At 67.3% G+C, this 20,275-nt stretch carries 18 protein-coding genes and 1 pseudogene; 8 read left to right on the top strand and 11 right to left on the bottom strand.

Annotated elements, in window-relative coordinates:
- From DTA22_RS16225 to DTA22_RS16210, 4 genes are all read right to left on the bottom strand, one after another.
- Window positions 1-795, bottom strand: a complete 795-nt coding sequence (locus DTA22_RS16225; protein WP_112300095.1) for an alpha/beta fold hydrolase — start codon at window positions 793-795, stop codon at window positions 1-3.
- A 73-nt stretch (window positions 796-868) separates the two neighbouring features.
- Window positions 869-1,717 carry a catechol 1,2-dioxygenase gene (gene catA / locus DTA22_RS16220; protein ID WP_037225990.1) on the bottom strand — a complete coding sequence of 283 codons (849 nt, stop codon included), beginning with the start codon at window positions 1,715-1,717 and terminating at the stop codon, window positions 869-871.
- A 21-nt stretch (window positions 1,718-1,738) separates the two neighbouring features.
- Window positions 1,739-3,355 carry a 4-hydroxyphenylacetate 3-hydroxylase family protein gene (locus tag DTA22_RS16215; protein ID WP_112300094.1) on the bottom strand — a complete coding sequence of 539 codons (1,617 nt, stop codon included), beginning with the start codon at window positions 3,353-3,355 and terminating at the stop codon, window positions 1,739-1,741.
- Window positions 3,356-3,375: 20 nt separating this feature from the next.
- Window positions 3,376-3,948, bottom strand: a complete 573-nt coding sequence (locus DTA22_RS16210) for a flavin reductase family protein (protein ID WP_112300093.1) — start codon at window positions 3,946-3,948, stop codon at window positions 3,376-3,378.
- A gap of 238 nt (window positions 3,949-4,186) precedes the next feature.
- Between DTA22_RS16210 and DTA22_RS16205 the strand changes: the two genes are divergently transcribed.
- Both DTA22_RS16205 and DTA22_RS16200 read left to right on the top strand, forming a co-directional pair.
- The gene (locus DTA22_RS16205; RefSeq protein WP_112300092.1) at window positions 4,187-5,134 is read left to right on the top strand and encodes an AraC family transcriptional regulator; all 948 of its coding nucleotides are present in this window, start codon (window positions 4,187-4,189) and stop codon (window positions 5,132-5,134) included.
- Between the two features lie 65 nt (window positions 5,135-5,199).
- Window positions 5,200-6,639 carry an HNH endonuclease signature motif containing protein gene (locus DTA22_RS16200; RefSeq protein WP_245973416.1) on the top strand — a complete coding sequence of 480 codons (1,440 nt, stop codon included), beginning with the start codon at window positions 5,200-5,202 and terminating at the stop codon, window positions 6,637-6,639.
- A gap of 26 nt (window positions 6,640-6,665) precedes the next feature.
- On the opposite strand, the pseudogene DTA22_RS16195 reads toward DTA22_RS16200, so the two are convergent.
- The 4 genes and pseudogenes from DTA22_RS16195 to DTA22_RS16180 all read right to left on the bottom strand — a co-directional run.
- Window positions 6,666-7,649, bottom strand: a pseudogene (locus DTA22_RS16195) (LLM class flavin-dependent oxidoreductase); the annotation flags it as partial.
- Between the two features lie 570 nt (window positions 7,650-8,219).
- Window positions 8,220-9,431, bottom strand: coding sequence for a cytochrome P450 (locus DTA22_RS16190; RefSeq protein WP_037225981.1), 1,212 nt, complete (start codon window positions 9,429-9,431; stop codon window positions 8,220-8,222).
- A gap of 14 nt (window positions 9,432-9,445) precedes the next feature.
- The gene (locus tag DTA22_RS16185) at window positions 9,446-10,810 is read right to left on the bottom strand and encodes an NAD(P)/FAD-dependent oxidoreductase (protein ID WP_112300090.1); all 1,365 of its coding nucleotides are present in this window, start codon (window positions 10,808-10,810) and stop codon (window positions 9,446-9,448) included.
- Window positions 10,800-11,018 (bottom strand): ferredoxin, encoded by a 219-nt coding sequence (locus DTA22_RS16180; RefSeq protein ID WP_112300089.1) that lies wholly within the window; start codon window positions 11,016-11,018, stop codon window positions 10,800-10,802. The genes DTA22_RS16185 and DTA22_RS16180 overlap by 11 nt, the downstream gene beginning before the upstream one ends.
- Before the next feature lie 360 nt (window positions 11,019-11,378).
- Here DTA22_RS16180 and DTA22_RS16175 point away from each other — a divergent pair, with 360 nt between their 5' ends.
- Entirely contained in the window at window positions 11,379-11,663 is a 285-nt protein-coding gene (locus DTA22_RS16175; RefSeq protein ID WP_037225973.1) for an ANTAR domain-containing protein, read from the top strand.
- On the opposite strand, the gene DTA22_RS16170 is transcribed toward DTA22_RS16175, so the two are convergent.
- Complete coding sequence (locus tag DTA22_RS16170; protein WP_037225970.1) at window positions 11,660-12,004, bottom strand: TraR/DksA family transcriptional regulator; 345 nt, start codon at window positions 12,002-12,004, stop codon at window positions 11,660-11,662. The genes DTA22_RS16175 and DTA22_RS16170 overlap by 4 nt on opposite strands.
- Window positions 12,005-12,090: 86 nt before the next feature.
- Here DTA22_RS16170 and DTA22_RS16165 point away from each other — a divergent pair, with 86 nt between their 5' ends.
- On the top strand, window positions 12,091-12,852 hold the full coding sequence (locus DTA22_RS16165; protein ID WP_112300088.1) for a class I SAM-dependent methyltransferase: 762 nt from the start codon (window positions 12,091-12,093) through the stop codon (window positions 12,850-12,852).
- Between the two features lies 1 nt (window position 12,853).
- Here DTA22_RS16165 and DTA22_RS16160 read toward each other — a convergent pair whose 3' ends face one another.
- Both DTA22_RS16160 and DTA22_RS16155 read right to left on the bottom strand, forming a co-directional pair.
- Entirely contained in the window at window positions 12,854-13,393 is a 540-nt protein-coding gene (locus DTA22_RS16160; RefSeq protein ID WP_112300087.1) for a DinB family protein, read from the bottom strand.
- A 42-nt stretch (window positions 13,394-13,435) separates the two neighbouring features.
- Window positions 13,436-14,455, bottom strand: a complete 1,020-nt coding sequence (locus DTA22_RS16155; protein ID WP_112300086.1) for an Lrp/AsnC family transcriptional regulator — start codon at window positions 14,453-14,455, stop codon at window positions 13,436-13,438.
- Between the two features lie 128 nt (window positions 14,456-14,583).
- Here DTA22_RS16155 and DTA22_RS16150 point away from each other — a divergent pair, with 128 nt between their 5' ends.
- The 4 genes from DTA22_RS16150 (at window position 14,584) to DTA22_RS16135 (ending at window position 20,202) form a co-directional block, all read left to right on the top strand.
- A complete protein-coding gene (locus DTA22_RS16150) occupies window positions 14,584-15,828 on the top strand; it encodes a M20 metallopeptidase family protein (protein ID WP_112300085.1) in 1,245 nt (414 codons plus the stop codon).
- The gene (locus DTA22_RS16145) at window positions 15,825-17,153 is read left to right on the top strand and encodes an MFS transporter (protein ID WP_112300084.1); all 1,329 of its coding nucleotides are present in this window, start codon (window positions 15,825-15,827) and stop codon (window positions 17,151-17,153) included. The genes DTA22_RS16150 and DTA22_RS16145 overlap by 4 nt, the downstream gene beginning before the upstream one ends.
- Window positions 17,154-17,246: 93 nt before the next feature.
- Entirely contained in the window at window positions 17,247-18,389 is a 1,143-nt protein-coding gene (locus DTA22_RS16140) for a lipase family protein (RefSeq protein ID WP_112300083.1), read from the top strand.
- A 157-nt stretch (window positions 18,390-18,546) separates the two neighbouring features.
- Window positions 18,547-20,202 carry a sigma-54-dependent Fis family transcriptional regulator gene (locus DTA22_RS16135; protein ID WP_112300082.1) on the top strand — a complete coding sequence of 552 codons (1,656 nt, stop codon included), beginning with the start codon at window positions 18,547-18,549 and terminating at the stop codon, window positions 20,200-20,202.
- Window positions 20,203-20,275 lie beyond the last annotated feature (73 nt).

Here is a 20,275-nt window from a genome sequence, read left to right as displayed (position 1 = left end):
TCAGCTGTCGAGAGCCCGAATCCAGTCGGTGAGCGCCCGCACAACGTGTGCGGGCGCTTCCGGCATCAGTGCGTGGCTGGCATTCGGGACGACGGTCACGGTGACCAATTCGCCGAACCGATCCCGCAATTCGTTCTCCGTCTCACGCGGACGGAACGGGTCGAGAGCGGACTGCAGGTCCAGGATCGGGTGGTGCGCGACATCCCACCACTCCTCCTTGGGTGTGGCGGCCGATGCGGCGAGCTGGCGCTTCGACACCTCCGGGTACCAGCCGGTGAGCCACTCCGCCGGATCGTTGCCGGGGGCGAAGAAGCCGGTCTGCAGGTAGCCGATCCGCTCTTCGTCGGGCAGCGTGGAGTCCGAGCACTTCACCGCCAGCGCTGTCAGCTCGGCCGGGTAATTGCGGGCGCCTGCGGCGGCCACGACGATGCCGCGCACCAGGTCGGGCCGGTCGGCGGCCAGCATTCGTGCCACGTAGTGCCCGAAGGCATGACCGACCACCACGGCCGGACCGTTGTCCTGCGCCTCGATCACCGCTCCGACGTCGGCGGCCAGATCGTGCAACGTGATGTTCTCCAGCGGTCCCGTGCTCCGGCCGATGCCACGCGGCTGCGGACGGGATACCCGGAACCCGTTCTGCGCGAGACCGTCCGCGACGTCGTCGTAGTCGTACGATTCGCGCCCGAGCGAGGGCAGCAGGATCACCGACGGACCACTGCCCTCGACGACGACCTCGATCACGGCCGCAGCCGTGTGGACGAATTCCGTCGTCCGCGCCTGTGGCGTGCTCGGCATGATGATTCCTCCGTAAACGTTGAAGCCCCGGGCGACACGATCTTTCGTGTCGCCCGGGGAAATTGACGGTGTGTCAGTCTGCTTCGGGATCGAGCGCGAAGTCGTAGCTGACAACCTTACGCCCGGTGTCGTCGAGCCGGGGGTCGAGGAGGAGTTCGGGTTTGGTCGCGGTGGCGACGTCGTCGTCGATCCAGTCGCCCCCCGCGAAGTAGAGCTGAGTGATGATCGGTTGCTTGCCCGGGGAGGTCACCCGCAGGTGCAGGTGCGCCGGACGCCACGGGTGCCAGCCCGCCCCTTCGATGAACTGTCCGGTCGGGCCGTCGGTCGGAATCTGGTACGGGGCAGGCTGAATGGTGGTGATCTCGTACCGTCCCTCCGAATCGGTCACGATGGTCCCGCGGAGGTTCCATTCAGGAAGATGAGGAGCGAACTGCGAGTAGTAACCCTCGTCGTCGGCGTGCCAGAGTTCGATGATTGCCCCGCCGAGTCCGGCACCGTCCAGGTCGGTCACCCGGCCGCGGAGGACGAGAGCGGTGTGTGCCCGGTCCTCGTCGCGCATCGGCAGGGTGCACTGTGCGGGGAGTTCCGGGGCACCGGGGACGTAGTACGGTCCCTCGATGCTTCCCTTGGTGCCCCGGAACCTGGTGGAGTTCACCTCTTCGATGTCGTGCTCGACGAACACGTCGAGGAGCAGCGGCCACTCGCCGCCCTCACCCACCTCGATGAGCCACTGCTTGAGAACCCGGTATTCCGGGTAGGTGACGGCGTGCCTGTGGATCAGCGCGCTCAACCCGGCGAGCGCCTCGGTGGCGATCGCGGACAGGCGCTCGGGTGACGTGTCGGCGGTGAACCGGGCGCCCTTGAACTTGTCGGTGGCGGCGTTGCCGGAGCCGACCGCGGTAGGGCTGTCGATTGTGGTCATGGTTTCTCCTGGTCTGAGGGGCTAGCTGCGGCCGAAGTAGGACACGTCGTCGTTGCCGATCAGGTCGGGCACGGTCCAGCCGTCGAGGTCGTACTCGGCGAGGCACTGTTCGGCCAGACCCTTCATGGAGCTGACGGTTCCGCGGTTCTCGGCGAACATGAGCAGCTCCGCCTTCACGCCCTCGTGGTTGCCTGCGTAGTTGCGCTCGTACAGCTCGTGGCGGCCACCGAACTCGCTGCCGATCGAATCCCACAGCGCCTTCATGATCTTGACGCGTTCGACCGCGGTCATGCCCTCCGAGCCGCGGACGTACTTGTCCAGGTAGGGGCGGACGTCGGGACTCTTGAAGTCGGCGGCCGAGGACGGCAGGTAGATCAGACCGGACGCGACGTCCTGCTCGATGATCTCCTTGATCCGCGGGTAACCCTGCTGCATGAACATGCGGTACGTCAGGCCGTATTCGAGCTTCGGGATGACCGTGTCGCCTACCCACGGCTCGGGATCGCGGACCATCGATTCGGTCAGTGACCAGAACAGGTTCCGCCAGCCGATGACCTCACCGACTCGGGTCTGCACGCCACGGAAGCCGCCGGCGCCGGTGGCATCGAGGGCCTTCATCAGCAGGCCGGCGATGAAGTCGAGTTTCACGGCCAGGCGGGTGCAGCCCTGCAGGGTGAAGCGGGGCAGGAATCCGGACTGCGGGAAGAAGGCGTTGATCTTGTCCACGTCGCCGTACATGAACACGTTCTCCCACGGCACCAGCACCTTGTCGAAGACGAAGATGGTGTCGTTCTCGTCCATCCGCGATGACAGCGGGTAGTCGAACGGGGAGCCCATCACGGCCGCGTTCTGGGTGTAGGACGTGCGGCAGATCAGCTTCACGCCCGGTGCGTCCATCGGGACGGTGCAGATGAGGGCGAATTCCTTCTTCTTGATCGGCAGGCCGTAGTGGGCGATGAAGTTGTAGTTGGTAATCGCCGAGCCGGTCGCCACGACCTTGGCGCCGGAGACGATGAGGCCGGCGTCGGTTTCCTTCTCCACCTTCATGAACACATCGCCGACCTCGTCCGGCGGGAGCTGCCGGTCGACCGGCGGGTTGATGATGGCGTGGTTCCAGTAGAGGACCTTTTCCTGCGATTCCTTGTACCAGCGTTCGGCGTTGTCCTGGAACGGCGAGTACAGCTCCTTGTTGGCGTGCAGGGTGCCGAGGAAGGAGGCCTTGTAGTCGGGGGACCGGCCCATCCAGCCGTATGTCATGCGCGCCCAGGTGGCGATGGCGTCACGATCCTTCAACAGATCGTCGGAGTTCTTCGACGCCCGGAAGAACGGCATCGTGACGCCGCCGTTGCCGGTGTCGGTGGGCGTCGTCAGGGTCTCGACGTGCTCGCCGGTGTGCATGGCGTCGTAGAGGCGGGCGGTCATCCGGATGGGGTTGCGGAACGCCGGATGCGTGGTGACATCCTTGACACGCTCGCCGTGCAGGTAGATCTCGCGGTCGTCGCGCAGCGACTCGATGTACTCGTCGCCCGTCATGGGCCGCGACGCGAAGTTCTTCGTGCGGTTGGCCTCGCAGTCTGCGGCGACGTTGACCTTCGTGCGGTCGACGGCGGTCTCGGGGGCGGATTCGGTGGTGGTCATGGTGTTCCCTTCGGTCAGGATTACGAGGCAGCCTGGGCGAGCTGCAGGTGAAGCGGGGTGAACGACGCGGCGGCGTCGAACCATCCGCTGTGGGGGTCGTCGAGGCAGCCGTTCCACGCCGTGGTGCCCGAGGCGGCACCCAGATCGTGGAAGGTGCTGCGGTAGAACAGCAGTGGGTCCTTGGTCGCGTCGACGGACGCGTCGACGATCTCTCCGATGAAGATGATGTGGTCACCGCCGTCGTAGGAAGCCCAGGGTGAGCACGTGAGCGTGGCCGCGTTGCCGGACAACGCGGGAGCGATGCCGGCGGAATCCCACGCCGGTTCCGTCCGTTGCGGTTTGCCCGCGAAGTGCATCGCCGTGTCGAGCTGATCGGCGGCCAGAATGTTCACCGCGAACGGCGCACCATCCAGGTAGCTGCACGCCTTCGACTTCCGGGTCAGCGTCACCTGGCACAGCCGCGGTTCGATCGAGACGGCGGTGAAGGCGGTGACGGTCGCCCCGTGCGGCTCGCCGTCGCCGTTGGCACACGTGATGACGGTGACGCCACTGGCGAACTGGCCGAAAATGTTACGCAGAGTGCGCTGGTCCATTTCTCCTGACCGCCTTTCTGCACGATTCGTGCGATAACCCCGGCGATGGGGACCTGCACAACGTATGACGGGCGTCACAATCCGTCGATCCGCATTGCGAAGGCTCGATCCGGAACGCGAAACGGGATTGCCGGACGGGGGCCGCCGGCACTTGCCCGTGATGTGAGTCACAGGCGATGCTAAGGTCGGGAGTTGCCCGTGCGCGGTCGTTGCGCGAGGTGAGAGGTCTGGTAGGCGCATGCGAGGACAGCTGGAAGGTCCCGGTTTCACCGACTGGGACGAGGTTCACGAGGTGGTCGCGGACGCGTACTTCCCTCACGAGCTGCGTCCGCTGTCGCGGGACACCGCGGCGCGGTCTTCGCTGGAGTCCTCGCAGATGGGCGCGTCCAGGCTCGCCCGGATCGGTTTCGGGGCGCCCGTGTCGATCGAGTCCGACCATCCGGGTGCGTACGGCATCAACATCCCCTTGACCGGCCGCATCGTGTCGGTCACCGGCGGCACGGAAGTGACCTCGACGCCGGGTCTGGCCACCATCTGCCCGCCCGACACCCGGACCGTCATCACCAACTGGAGTAGTTCCTGCGAGATCATCGGATTCAAGGTGGACCGGGACTACCTGCAGCGCGAAATGGACCGCGTGCTCGCCAGGCCCGGGCAGAAGTTGCCGCGGCAACTCGACCTGCGCGCCGGCGCCGGCGCCGAGTGGCTGAGGTTCGTCCGTGCCGTCGCCGACCAAGCATTGCGCGACAGCGTTCTTCTGCACAGCGACCAGGTGTCGCAACAACTGTGCGGAGCGCTGACCACCGCGCTCGTGCTCACCGCCATGCCGGACGACGACGCGGGTGCCGCGGGAATCCGGCCGCGCATCGTCAAGCGGGTCATCGACGCGATCCAGCAGGACCCGGCCCGCCCATGGACCGCCGGGGAGATGGCCGAACTCGTCGGCGTGAGCGTCCGGCGTATGCAGCAGGGGTTCCGCGAGTACGTGGGCATGACGCCGATGGAGTACCTCGCCGATGTGCGCCTCGCGGGTGTCCATGCCGAACTCACCGGAAGTAGTTCATGCGCAACCATTTCCGAAGTCGCGACGCGCTGGGGAATCATGCACACCGGCAGATTCGCCGCCGCCTACCGCCGCAAGTACGGCGTGACACCGTCCGAGTCACTGCGCGATCGCGGGCTCTGATCGGTTCGGTGGCGAGGTCGGTTTCGCCTCCGAAACGTGTCGGACCCCCGCGGTAGTATTCGCACATGAGTTCGACTTGGGGGTCGGTGGGTAGCCGTGCGGCGGAGCATCTGTCGATGCTCGCTGCCGCGGTCGACGGGCTGCTCGATGCCGGGCTCACCGAGTTGTCGGACACCGAGGTCGTCGAGGTGATGCGCGGGATGGAGCAGTCGCTTCGCCGCGCGGAGGCGGTCTCACACCGATTGGTCGTGGAGAGCGTCGAACGCTCGGTCCCGGCGCGTCTGGGGTATACCTCGCCGAAGAAACTCCTGATCGACGTGCTCCGGATCTCGGGTGCGGATGCGTCCGCCCGTGTCACCGCTGCCCGCGAACTGGGCGTGTGGCACACCCTGGCCGGCGAGTCGATGCCGCCGGTCTTGCCGGAAACTGCTGCGGCGCAACGTGACGGCGACATCGGCGCGGATCATGTGCGGGCAATCGCGAAGGTGATGCGCAAGATTCCCCACGTCGTCGACAACGACGCGGTGGTCGACGCCGAGGCCGTGCTCGCCAACTTGGCGAGAAGCGGTACCCCGGAGGATGTGGAGCAGGCGGGGCATCGGCTGCTGGCATATCTGAACCCGGACGGGAACCTCGGCGACGACCGCGACCGGAAACGCCGGCGGGGCATTTCGATCGGCAGGCAAGACACCGAACTGATGTCGAGAATCTCCGGTGAACTCGACCCTGTCGCGCGGGCGATGCTCGATCCGATCCTCGCAAAATGGGCGCGGCCCGGAATGAACAATCCGGACGATCCCGACTCACCGGCCGGTGACGGCGAAGACCCCTCGATCGATCGTGACCTGTTGGCGGCGGCGGCCGCCCGCGATACCCGTACCGCGGCGCAGCGCAATCACGACGCGTTCAGCGCGGTATTTCGGGCGCTGCTCGAGTCGGGGGTGCTCGGCCGGCACCGGGGACTACCGGCCACAGTGATCGTCACGATGACACTCGAACAGTTGGAGCAGGCGGTCGGGGGTCTGGCCACAACGGCCACCGGTGGGTTGCTCCCGATCGCGGACGCATTAGCGCTGGCAGAGAAGGCGCATCCGGTGCTCGCGCTGTTCGATCATGCAGGTCGTCCGCTCCACCTGGGGCGGCGGCGTCGTCTGGCCGGCGCCGATCAGCGGCTCGCCCTGATCGCCTCGGACGGGGGTTGCACACGGCCGGGGTGTTCGGCGCCGTCGAGTCTGTGCGCGGTGCACCATGTCACGGATTGGCACAAGGGCGGACGCACCGACATCGAGGGTCTGTCCCTGGTCTGCGACGCCTGCCACGCCCAGGTCAACGACGGCCCGGCCGGGTGGGCGACGCGGTCCGCGCCTGTGCACTCCACATTCGCAGGCCGCACCGAGTGGATCCCGCCACCACACATCGACCCCACCCGAAGACCGCGCATCAACCACCGACATCACCCCGGTGAGTTGATCGAGCATGCGCGACGGGAGGCCCGGGCGCCGTGACAACAACTGGGAGACACCGACGTTGGTCACAGTCGGCGCATACCGCGGAGAAGTTGCACGAGTGAGAGTGAAGAGCCGAGGCCAATACGGAGTTTGGGGTGAACAGGGCTGATATTGGCAATGACGGCGTATCGGACACCGTGGTCGCGCCATTCGCTCAATTGATCGAGTATTTCCGACGGGGTCCCGGCCAGACACGTTTCACGGACCAACGACGGCGGCACACGTTCGACATAGCTGAGGGCGGTGTGTTCATCGATGGTCTGCGGCAACAAGTCTTGAATACCGGAAAATGTAGGGCCCATCGGGTGCTCGACGCCGTGGCGTGCCCACACCTCGGCGGATGCGGACAGTGCGAATGCCCGGGCCGTGGTCGATCCGACCATCTCGTCGACCTGTGCGCTGCTGCTCGCGGTCAAAACGAAGAACAACACCGCCGGCGTAATGGCCAACGGATCTCGTCCGGCGCCCTCTGCCGCCGACCTGATCACGGCGAGCTTTTGGGAGTACTGCTTCGGCTGCTGCGGATAGGAGGGGAACCAGGCGTCGGCGTACCTGCCGGCGATGCCCAGCATCCGCGGGCCGTGCGCCGCGACCCAGATCTCCGGCCACCCGCCCTTGTGCGGCGGGATGTCGAACACGGCGTCGTGGAGCGGGAAGAATTGCGATTCCCGGGTCACCGGCGCGCCGCCCGAGTCCCACAGAGCGCGGATGGTCGCGATCGCCTCGTGGAATCGTGCTACCGGCTTTGCCCAGTCAACCCCATACGGCTCGTTGCCTTCCCGTTCGCCGGGGCCGATACCGAGTATGGTCCGCCCGCGGCTGAGGTGATGAAGAGTGGCGGCGGCCTGCGCCGTCACGGCGGGGTTTCGCCTTCCGGCGTCGGTAACCCCCACGCCGAGTCTCAGTCGGGTGATCCGGTTCTGTGCGGCGATGTAGCCCAGGGTGGTCCAGGGTTCGTAGATTGCGTCCGCTCGCGGCGCGAGTTTGGCCACGCCGAGGTATTTCGGGTTCCAGATCTCATTACCACGCTTCTGACTCGAGGTGCGGTCTTCTTGCTGCACCACGAGGGGCACGCGCTGGAGCCGGTGCGACACTTTCGCATTCGCTGAACACCCGCCGCCCCGAGTTCGCGTCGTCCATCGGGGCATGATCCGCCACCGGCCAAACGAATCGTGTTTCCATGGCCAGCCAAGACGAGACCGGTCGTTTTGATAGTCCTCCCGTCAGCCCTCGATGTCACTGGTCGTTAGGCCCTCGAAAGACTGAAGCCACCCGGTCACCGACACGTCGCATCCTCCAGCCGGGCGGCGCTGCACAGTTTTGCGCTCCTACAAGGATGACATTCGGGCATCACTGGAGCGGTTCTCCTCAGTGACACCGCATAGGGTCCGCTATCGGTGACCGTCAATCGGTCCTGGCTCGGTGGCCGGCCGCGGTGGGCGATTCCGTAGTTACAAAGGTTTCACCGTCGCTCAGCGATCGATGACCGCTAGTCGCGTTTAAGCACGTGCTCCGAACTGTGCTCGGCGCGAGCATCCGTATCGACGTAATTCTCGAGTAGTTCTCGGTAAGCCCCGTCACCCACAGTCCACCAGCAGGTGCCGGGGACCTCGCAGCACCGGGTTCGGGCGGTAAGGCGGCGGGTCCTCGACGAGGCGCGGATTGGGGAGACGGCGGATGAGTTCGGCGAGCGCCATCTGCCCTTCGAGGCGGGCCAGGGGAGCGCCGAAGCAACTGTGGATGCCGCTGCCGAGACCCACGTGCTGGTTGTCGGCGCGGTCGGGGACGAACCGGTCGGCGTCGACGAAGCGTTCGGGATCACGATTCGCCGACGCCAACGCGAGGACGAGGGGCGAACCCTTCGGGACGGTGACACCGTCGATTTCGATGTCCACGATCGGCGTTCGCTGGCCCAGGAGATGCACGGGCGGTTCGAAGCGGAGCAGTTCCTCCACAGCCTGCGGCATCAGGTCCGGTTCGGCGCGAAGACGTTCGAGAGCTTCGGGGTTGCGGAGCAAGGTCAGCATGCCGTTGGTGATGAGGTTGACGGTGGTCTCGTGCCCGGCGATGAACAGCAGGATGGAGTTGGTGACCAACTCGACGGTGTTCAATTGACCGTCGGGCCCCGAATCGTTGGCCAGCCCCGACAGCATGTCGTCACCGGGATCGCGGCGACGGTCTTCGATGAGACCGGCCATGAACATGGCCATCTCCATCTGGGCCTGCTTCGCCACCTTCACCTGCTCGGTGTCGGCGCCGGCACGCCGCGGGTCGATGGCGGCCACCAGCGCGTCGGCCCAGGCGTGGAACCTGGGTTCCTCCTCGTGGGGTACCCCGAGCAGCCGGCAGATGACGGTGACGGGAAAGGGGTAGGCGAAGTCGTCGACGATGTCGATGCGCTCCCTACCATCGAGTCCGTCGACCAGTTTCGTGACGAGTGTGGCGAGTTCGCCACGCATGGAGTCGATTCGGCCGGGGCTGTGCGGCGGACCGAATTGCCGCGTCGTCAGTCTGCGTAACCGATCGTGCTCGGGCGGATCGAGTTTCAGGAAGGACTCCGGCCCGTCCCCGGCACGATCCGCACCGGGGAGCCCTGGCCCACGGTTGTGCAGGTCGGAGCTGATCCTCGGGTCGTGGAGGAGCGCCATGACATCGTAGTACCGTCCGACGAGGTAGGAACCGTTGTCCTGCGGCGCCACCCGCGTCTCACGAAGTTCCTCGTACAGCGGATACGGATTCGGCCGGCTCGCCTGGTCGGTGATCCGCTGGAACAGCTGCGCACGCGACATGGACACTCTCCCTGTTACTTCGGTAGCGAGATGAACTCGACGCGACGTTCGGTGGGCAGATGACCGGTCACGGCGACGGTGGGGCCGTGGCTGAGAACGGCAGGGTCCGGCAATTCCGACGCACGGACCTCGAACGGTTCCGCCCGGTCCATGACGTCGAAGTCCGGGGGGAACGTGGCCGCCGACTCGATCAGTCCCCGGTAGAAGTCGAGCCACTTACCCTGATTGAACGCCACCGCGGCTGTGACGCGTCCGCGGAAGCCGTACGCCGCCACGAATCGCCGATCGGCGACGGACCCCTGCGTGATCACCACCTGATCGGAGTAGGTGGGGATACCCACGGACTTGATGTTGACGCCGAACTGGCTGGACCAGAACGCCGGAATCTCCAGGTGCGGTCGCCGACGGAGGCCGTCGTGGATCATGTTGTGGGCCGCCACCTCGGCCTGACCGACCGCGTTGCCCCAGTGCTCCAGCGCCAGCAGCTGGTAGTCGTAGAGCGGATGCGGTTGCCGCGCAACGTCGCCGGCGACGAACACGTTGTCGGTGACGATGCCGTTGATGTCGAACGCACGGCAGCCGGCGTCGCAGGTGACTCCCCGGGGTCCGGCGGCGAGCCCGGAGCCGAACAACCAGTCGGTGTTGCGGATACTGCCCTGCGCGACGATCGCCACGTCGGCGTCGAGTGTGGTCCCGTCCGACAGATGCGCACGGCACAGCTGCCCGCTGCCGTCCCCGTCGAGCCCGGTCACGGTGACCCCGGTGCGCAGGTCGACGCCGTGGTCGCGTTGCATGTCGGCCGCGACCGCCGCCACCACTCCGCCGAGCGCACCGACCAGCGGTGCCGGACCCCGCTCGGTGACCGTCACGGACAGTCCACGCTCCCGGCACACCGACGCGATCTCCGAGCCCGTGAACCCGGCCCCGATCACCAGGACGTGACGTGGTCCGGCGGACAGTCGCTCGTTCAGCCGGCGCGAGTCGTCGCAGGTTCGGATGGTGAAGACGCCGTCGAGGGCGGCCTCGGACGAGTTCGACCACGGCCGGGCGCGGACGCCGGTCGCGATCAGCACCTTGTCGAACTCGACGGCGTCGCCGTCGCTCAGAACCACCCGGTTGTTCTCCAGGTCGAGACTGGTGGCCCGCACGCCGAGCCGCCACTGTGCGTCGAGGTCCGGACGGAACGGCAGCGCCGCGTGGTCGGGCGGCATGATGCCGAGGAGCACAGCCTTCGACAGCGGGGGCCTGTCGTACGGCTCGTAGGGTTCGTCGCCGATCAGGGTGAGGGAGCCGTCGAAGCCCTGCCCCCGCAGTGCCTCCGCCGCGCGCACACCCGCGAGCGACGCACCGACGATGACGATCCGCACGTCACTGCCCATCGCGGTGGTCGGGGATGTCCGTAGTGATGGCGTGCACCGGGCACGCCGCGGCGGCTTGCGACACACGGTCGCGCTCGTCGTCGGTGGGGCCCGCGTCGTAGAGCAGAGCCTCTTCTCCGTGCAGGGTGAAGACGTCGGGTGCGAGGAACACGCACTGCGCGTAACCCTGGCACCGATTGAGGTCGACGACGAGTTTCACGTCAATCATCCCGATTCTGAACAGTTCTGGTCACACGGGTCCACTGGGGCTGCGCGGCGCACGGCCGTCCGATCGCGTCGGGCGGAGACCTCCACCCGGAGATCAGTATTGCGGAATGGCCGGACTGTTCGGTTTCGATCCGCTGTTCTGGAGCCATTCAGAAATGCGCTTCTCCACGGAGTCGTACTCGCGGGTAGAACCCTGCAGTAGTAACGAGAGTTACAAGTATCTTGCCGGAGTTCGTATCCTGCTGTCGAGAAACAACTTTCGGACACGGTCTCGATTCGGCAACACGGACGGCCGGATCGTGATGTGATGTGGTGACAAGAGACCGGCAACGCCCAGTGGCGACACCTCAGAGGCGGAATATTGACGATCGAAGCTCACCGTGACACCCGCGCGACCCGGCACCTGTCCGCTTTGGACGCTGCAATTCAGATCCTGACCACCGCGCGCGGAAGCTCGTACAGCGCGGACCAGGCCTTCGACGAACTACTCGACTCCTCCATGCGGCATCAGGTCGATGTCGGAGATCTGGCGGAAGCTCTCGCCGATCTCGCCGACGGCATCCATCCCGGTGCCGACGATCACCGTCGGGCACGGGACGTGGCCACCCGGGAATGGGGAGCCCTCCTGTCCGGCAACACCGGCTAACCGGCGCAGTCGATACAGGTCTGCGCCGCAGGTAGCGCGTCGAGTCGGACCTCGGCGATCGGCAGGCCGCACCGAATGCAGAGGCCGTACGTCCCATTGTCGAGTCGCTGCTGCGCCTCCGCCAGATCCTCCACCTCACGCCGTGCGTCCGCCAGCAGTGCCGACACCTGCGCCCGCTCGAACGCGATGGTCGAGCCCTCGGGGTCGTGTTCGTCGTCGTCCGTGGTGAATTCCGAACCCTCCACGATGGCGGTGAATCGGCCGGTCAGCGATGCGATGCGGCGCTCGGCGTCGGCTCGCTCCTCGGCGATGCGGGTGCGATGCTGTTCCGGGAGGGTCATCTCCCCTTCAACATCGGTGACGGTCCGGTGCTTCCCCCCGGGTAATCCGCTCGATCGATCCGGAACTTTCTGTCAGGCTTCCCGGCATGGCACGCACATTCGAGGAGTTGGTGGCCGAGGCGGAATCCGTGTCGGTGGACGGCTGGGATTTCTCCTGGCTGGACGGCCGGGCCACCGAACAGCGGCCGTCGTGGGGGTATCAGCGCCTGATGGGTGAACGGCTCGCGCGCGCGGACGCCGCTCTGGACATCCAGACCGGGGGAGGGGAGGTCCTCGCCGGTGCAACGACGATGCCTCCCGTGATGGTGGCGACGGAATCGTGGCCGCCGAACGTCGCGAAGGCGACGGCACTGCTGCACCCGCTCGGTGCGGTCGTGGTGGCCGACACGGACGAGCCGCCGCTGCCCTTCGCCGACGGCGCCTTCGACCTGGTGACGAGCAGGCACCCCGCCACGGTGTGGTGGGACGAGATCGCCCGCGTCCTACAACCCGGAGGCACGTACTTCTCACAGCACGTCGGGCATGCGAGCGTGTTCGAACTCGTCGAGTACTTCCTCGGGCCGCAACCCGAGAAGGTGCGGCGTGGCCGCCACTACGAGGACGAGACCGCGGACGCGCAGGCCGCCGGTCTCGACGTCGTCGATCTCCGTTTCGAATCTCTGCGGATCGAGTTCTTCGACATCGGCGCCGTCATCTACTTTTTGCGCAAAGTGATCTGGATGGTGCCCGGCTTCACCGTCGCGGAGTATCGCGAACGTCTGCGGGAACTCCACGAACTGATCGAGGCGGAGGGGCCGTTCGTGGCCCACTCGACCCGCTTCCTCATCGAGGCCCGCAAACGTGGCTGACTCAGCCCATCGACTTCGACCCGTCGAGAGCCTCCCTGATGATGTCGGCGTGCCCGGCGTGCTGGGCGGTCTCGCCGATGATGTGGAGCAGGACCCGGCGCGCGGACCAGCGTGATCCCGGTTCGAACCACGGCGCCTTCGGCAGTGGGTGCGAGATGTCGAGGTCGGGCAGCGAGGCCACGATCTCGTCGGTCCGGTGCGCCACCTTCGCGTACCGGTCGAGGACGTCGGCCAGCGTCTCGTCGTCGCGGAGTGTGAACTCCTTCTCGCGATTGTCGGTGCCGGTGCCGTCCGCGGGACCGCCACGCACGGCGTCGGTGCCGCGCACGATGAAGTCGGCCCACACCCGTTCGACGTCCGACACGTGTTTGACGAGTCCGCCCAGACACAGTTCGCTCGCCGTCGTGCGCTGGGCCGCCTGTTCGTCGGTGAGGTCCCGGACGGTGAAGCGAAGGAAGTAGCGGTGCTTGGCCAGCGACTCCAGCAAGTCGGCACGCTCGCCGGTCGTCGAAGTTCTCGCGGTAGAGGTCACGGTGATCACCTGCTCCAGCCGGTCCGATGATGGCGCATTCGACCGTAGCGGTCAGCCGCCGTGCGCGGTGACGTAACCGGTGGCGCGGCCGTGGGTGTCGAGTTCCCACCCCATCCGCTTCCGGGACCGGAGCGTCACCGACGAGTCGATGATCTCCAGGCTGGGGGCCCGGCTCTCCAGCCACTCCTGCACCCGCAACAGGTCGGGCAGCGAAGACACCCACATGCTGACGAGGAAGTTCGCGGGCCCGGTGAGCGACATGCACAACCTCAGTTCGGGCCGGGTGTTGACGACTTCGACGACTTCCCGGTGTGCGCGCACGGGCAGGCGGCACCACCATGTGACGGTGATCGGCCACCGCGTCGCGTCCTGGGCCACGTCGCAGCGCAGCACCACGGCCCGGGAGCGCAGCAACCCCGCGAGCTGCCGGCGAACCGACGACGCGGGCCGGTCGATGACCGAGGCGATCTCGCGCGCGGATGCCCGGCCGTTCCGGGTGAGTTCGCGGACGAGTGCGCGGGCGACCTCGTCCGTCAGGCTTTCCGGCCGAGCCGATCCGGACTGCGGAGGGGTGTTCTCCAGTGCGGCGATCGCGGCGGACTGTGCCGTGTCGAGGGAATCGAGGCGCCAGCGGCTGCCCTCCGCGTGGAGCGCGGTGCACGTGTGGGTCCGGGTCGAATTGACGCTCGGGTGGCCGGGCAGTTCCTCGAGCACCAGGTCCGACAACTCGTGCAGGGATCCCGTCTGCACCGTCAGGATGAGGTCCCGCCCGCGCGCCGCGTGTTCGATCGACGCCACCCGCGGGTCGCGGGTGAGCGCCTCGACCAGGGCCTTCGTGCCGCTGAGATCGCACGTCACCTCGATCATGGCGGTGAACGCACCGGCGCCCGTCATCGGCGCGGGGTACGCGGTGATCCAGGCCAGTCCGCGTGCGGTGATCGACTCCCACCTCCTCGCCAGCGTCGCGGACGTCGTCCGGAGGATCGGGGCCAGCTCGGCCCACGTCGCCCGGGGACGGATCTGCAACGCATGAATGAGCGAAAGCTCGGATTCTGTCAGCATTTCACTCATAGAACACATTCTGAGTCGGTTCGGATGATCGTTTTCGACGTTCTCGGCGGTCCGTCGCCCGGCGGATCACAGCATATGACCACCGACGCATTCGGTCGAAAACGTGACCACCGACATAAGGGAGAGCAATGGATCTCTTGGACGACGCCCGCGCACTACAAGGCGACCTCGTGCAGTTGCGTCGCGTATTGCACCGCGAACCCGAGGTCGGACTGGACCTGCCGCGCACGCAGGAGCGTGTTCTCGAGGCGTTGGACGGCCTGCCGCTCGAGATCTCGACGGGAACCCGCACGACGTCCGTGACCGCGGTGCTCCGCGGCGGCAGGCGTTCGGTCGACGCCGCGCAGACGGTGCTGCTGCGCGCCGACATGGACGGACTCCCGGTCACCGAACAGACCGGACTCGACTTCGCGGCGCAGAACGGCGCCATGCACGGATGCGGTCACGATCTGCACACCGCTGCGCTCGTCGGCGCCGCGCAACTGCTCAGCCGTCACCGCGACCAGTTGGCGGGCGACGTCGTCCTGATGTTCCAGCCCGGCGAGGAGGGGTGGGACGGCGCCAAGGTGATGGTGGACGAGGGTGTGCTCGACGCCGCCGGCCGCCGCGCCGACACCGCCTACGGCATGCACGTCTTCTCCTGCCAGAAGCCGCAGGGGCGGTTCTTCTCCAAGGCGGGCACGCTGCTCGCGGCGTCGTACAAGCTGACCGTCACGGTGCGCGGGGCGGGCGGACACGGATCGTCCCCGTCGACCGCCCGCGATCCGATCACCGCGATGGCCGAGATGATCACGTCGCTGCAGACCATGATCACCCGGACGTTCGACGTGTTCGATCCCGTCGTCGTGACGGTCGCGAACGTGCAGGCCGGGTCGCGGCACAACATCATTCCCGACGACGCGCGGTTCGAGGCGACGGTCCGGTGCTATTCGCCCGCCACGTACGAGAAGGTGCCTGCGGCGCTGCGCCGGGTGCTCGAAGGGGTGGCGTCCGCGCAACGGGTCGAGGTCGACGTCACCGTGGCCCCCGAGTTCCCGATGACAATCAACGACGTGGACGAGGTCGCGTTCGGCGCCGAAGTGGTCAGCGACCTTATGGGCGAGGACCGGTACGAGACCGTCACCCATCCGATGGCCGGGTCCGAGGACTTCTCCTACGTCCTGCAGGAAGTGCCCGGAGCGTTCATCGGACTGGGCGCGTGCATGCCCGGCGCCGATCCCGCCGCCGCTCCCATGAACCATTCGCCCCGAGCGCAATTCGACGACGCGGTGCTCGCCGACGCCGCCACCATCTACGCCGGACTGGCCGTTCGACGGCTGGACAAGGCGCGGTCCGACAATGCCGCTGTGGCAGCGGGGAGTGACGCACGATGATCGAGATCGCCACCGAGGGCGGGTCCGTGAACGCCGGCCCGCCCACCGTCCGGCAGAGATCCGAGCGCTGGGAGAAGGCCCGCGCGATCGTCGGCGTGGGCACCGGCAACGGGATCGAGTACTTCGACTGGACCGTCTACGCGACGTTCGCCGCGTTCTTCGCCCCGCAGTTCTTCCACACCGGCTCCGCCGTCTCCGACCTGCTCGCGTCGTTCGGCGTCTTCGCCGTCGGATTCGTCGCCAGGCCGTTCGGCGGTCTGCTGTTCGGCTGGCTGTCGGACCGGCGGGGCCGCAAGCTGTCGATGACGCTCGCCGTCGGACTCGCGGCGATCGGCAGCCTGGTCATCGGTCTGACCCCGACCCATCAGACGATCGGTGTCGCGGCGGCGGTGGTTCTCGTGGTGGCGCGTCTCGCGCAGGGCGTCGCGCACGGCGGCGAGTTGCCGTCCGCGCAGACCTACATCGTCGAATTCGCGCCGACGGCCCGGCGTGGACTCTGGTCCAGTCTCATCTACATCTCCAATACCACCGGGGTCGTCGTCGGCACGCTTCTCGGCGCGCTGCTCACGACGACGCTGAGTTCGGAGCAGATGGCCGACTGGGGTTGGCGGGTGCCGTTCCTGCTGGGCGGCGTGCTCGGACTGTTCGTGTTGTGGATGCGGTCCCGGATGAGCGAGACCGAGGTCTACGAGGAGTCGGGTGACGAGACCGCGAACCAGTCGATGTGGCAGCTGTTCCTGGCGCACCGGCGGCAGGTGTTCCAGATCCTGTTCTTCACGGTCGGCGGCACCGTCGTCTACTACGTGTGGGCTGTGTCGGCGCCGGCGTACGCGATCGCCGTCCGGGGCATCGATCCGTCCGGTGCACTGTGGGCGGGGGTCGGCGCCAACCTCGTACTGATTGCGTCGCTGCCGTTCTGGGGTGCGTTGTCGGACCGGATCGGGCGCAAACCGGTGCTGTACATCGGCAACGTCGGTATCGCTGCCCTGCTGTTCCCGCTCAACGCCATGATCGGGCACAGCGCGGTCACGCTGTTCGTCGCGATGGCGATCGCCCTGTTCGTGATGGGCGCGATCCTGTCGGTGATGCCGGCGATGATGGCCGAACTGTTCCCGACCGGATTGCGTGCCGCCGGTGTCGGAGTGCCGTACTCGATCGGTGTCGCGGCGTTCGGTGGGACGGCCGCGTACGTCCAGACGTTCTTCGCCGACCGCGGTACGCCGGAACTGTTCGAGTGGTACGCGCTCGCGCTGGTCGCGGTCTCGATCGCCGCACTGATCACGATCCCCGAGACCCGGGGACGGAATCTCGCGTCCCAGACGTAGCCCACGTGAGTGGCAAAGCGTGCTCCGGTGCGCTTTGCCACTCACGTGCGGGGGACGCTCTATCTTGAAGCGGTGAAGACACACTCGGTACGGATGGCGCGAGCCGCGGCAGGTGTCGCGATCGCATCCCTGACGGTGGGCGGCACCTGCCTCGCCTCCCCGGCCGCGTTCGCCGAGGAGGCCGAACGCGCGCCGGGGAGTGTCGTGGAGGTCGAGCCGCTGCCGTCCGACCTCTGGCTCCCCGGCGCCGCCGACGCGCAGCGAATCACCTACTGGTCGATCGGGTCCGACGGAAGTCCCGCACTCAGCAGCGGCGCCGTGTACGTGCCACCGGGGGAGGCGCCCGACGGGGGCTGGCCGGTGGTCGCGTGGGCGCACGGCACGTCCGGTCTCGCGGACGACTGCGCGCCCTCACTCGTCGGGCCCGCGCTCCCCGACCGCGACTACCCGTACCTCGGACGCTGGCTCGAGCAGGGGTACGCCGTCGTCTCCACCGACTACGTGGGCCTCGGCACGCCCGGCGTGATGCCGTACCTCGACGGAAAGGTCGAGGCGCACAGCGTCGTCGACTCGGTGAAGGCCGCCCGCGCCGTCGACGAGTCCCTGTCGAACAAGTGGGTCGTGGTCGGCCAGTCGCAGGGCGGCGGCGCCGCGATCACCACCGCCCGCTATGCCACCGAGTACGGCGGCGAGACGCTCGACTACCGGGGGGCCGTGGGAACAGGGGTGCCCGCGAACATCGAACTGACACTGCTGCCGCTGGGTCCCGGGGTGCCGCCCACGGCGATCCCCGCCGGCCTCACGTCGTACCTGTTCTACATCCTCGCGGGACTGCGGTCGGCGCACCCCGAGATCGACCTCGACTCGTATCTCACGCCGCTCGGTGCCCACTACGTGAACGCCGCGGAGCAGCTGTGTGTCAACGACCTTCACGATGCCGCGGAAGGTGTGGTGGTCGGCGACCTTTTCAGCAAGCCGCTGAACCAGATCCCGAACTTCCACGGGCTGCTCGTGGACTACATGGGCGTCCCGACGAGTGGCTACGACCGTCCCCTGTTCATCGGGCAGGGGCTCACCGACATCGACGTGCCCGCGCCCTCGGCGTTGTCGCTGGTCGCGGCACTGACCGCCAACGGTGAGCCGGTCACGTTCCAGACCTATCCCACTGACCACAGCGGCACACTCGTCGATTCGCAGGCCGACACCATCCCGTTCGTGCGGGGGCTGTTCGACTGAGCGAACGCGGCACTGTCCAAAATCCGGACAGTTGCTCGCCGCGCCCACAGGCACTATGGCGTGGGTCACACTGTGTGGGTACGTTCGGATGTGAGTCGTGCACCGGTGCACGACCGGATGCGCGCGCGGCAAGGAGTCGAGGTTGGAGTTTGGCGGCATGACCGGGCACGCGGCGATGCGGCCGGAGATCGCGTTGTCCTGGAAGCGTTCGGCGCTCAGCGGCCTGGAACCGAGTTCGACGCCGAGCGGTGACCCCTGCTCCGACCTGGACACGTCCAGTCGGCTGCTGCAGGCGGCCCGGCCCGTCCTCGACGAGATGGAACAGCAGATTCAGGGCACCGGATTCTGTGTCCTGCTCGCCGACCGCGACTGCCGCATCGTCGCCCGGCTCTTCGACGGCCCCAGACTCGAACGCCTGATCGACGGCGCCGGCGCGGTGCTGGGGTCGAGTTTCGGTGAGGACTGCGTCGGGACCACCGCGCTGGGGACTCCGATGGAGGTCCGGCGCGGTGTCGTGATCCACGGCGAGGAGCACTACCTCGAGCGGTTCAAGGACCTCAGCTGCTACGGACACCCGATCGTCCATCCGGTGACGCGCCGCGTCGAGGGCATCCTCGACATGACGGGCGTCGCGTCGCGGGCCAACCCGCTGTTCGCCCCGTTCCTGGCCCGTGCGGCCGGGGACATCGAACGACGGCTGCTCGAGGGGTCCCGGGTGTCTCAGCAGCGGCTCGTGGACGCGTTCCAGCGGGTGTCGCCGCAGAATCAGATGGCGGTCACCGCGATCGGCGAGGACATCCTGCTCAGCAACCGGGTGGCGCTCGACCTGCTCCAGGTGTCCGATCATGCGACGCTGCGGGGGCTTGCCGCGGACCTGCGTCCGGAGCAGTCGAAGACGGTGCGGATCCAATTGTCTTCGGGCGAACCGGCGTTGGTCCGGGCCGACCGTGTGGCAGGCACGGACGGTGGGGCCGTGTTCGTCGTCCGACCGGACCGCCGGACCAGCACCCCCATTCGACGGGGCAAGTCGCCGTCGAGTTCCGTCGTCGAACGCAGCAGGTCGGAGTTGTCGCGGTTACGCGAGACGCGGGAGCCGGTGGTGATCAGCGGTGAACCGGGGGCAGGCAGGACGACGGCGGTCCGTGATCTGGCCGGCGACCAGTCGCTCGTATGTATGGACGCGGCCGCCATCGCCCTCGATGGAACCGAGGCCTGGATCGACCGACTTCTCTCGCTGGCGGCGGGACCCTCCGCGGTCCTGGCGATCGAGGAAGTGCAACTCCTGCCCGAGTCGATGCTGCCGCTGGTCGTGAAGATGCTGGCGGCCGACGCGGGGCCACGAATCGTGATGACGAGTTCGCCCCTCGGTGACCTGCCGCCGGGCGTTGCGGGTCTGGTCGGCCGCTGCCCCGGACAGGTGGTGCTTCCGCCGCTGCGGCAACGCAGCCGCGAATTCGCGGACATCGCGCAGGGGATCCTCGATTCCGTCGATCCCGGCCTCCGGCTCACCGCGAGCGCACTCGACGCTCTGATCGCCCGCGACTGGCCGGGCAACATCGCGGAACTGTCCGTCGTGCTGCAGGCGGCCGCGGGCAGGCGCACCAGCGCGAACATCGCCGTCGCGGATCTACCCGACCAGTATCGGACGCCGACGCGGGTGTCCAGGCTGGCGGGCCGCGAGCGCGCCGAACGCCAGGCCATCGTCGACGCATTGCAGGAATGCGGCGGCAACAAGGTGCACGCCGCGGCCGCGCTCGGCATCAGCCGCAGCACGCTGTACGTCCGGATCCGAGCCCTCGATATCACCGTCTAGCTGCAGTTTCATCCACCGATCCGCGACCGTCCGGAGGTGTCCGAAGTCAGGACAGTTAGTGATATGGCAACCA

The sequence above is a fragment of the Rhodococcus wratislaviensis genome (genome assembly GCF_900455735.1).
GTDB lineage: Bacteria > Actinomycetota > Actinomycetes > Mycobacteriales > Mycobacteriaceae > Rhodococcus_F > Rhodococcus_F wratislaviensis.
Note: the sequence above shows the minus strand (reverse complement) of the source record. Positions and strands in the feature narration are given on the sequence as shown.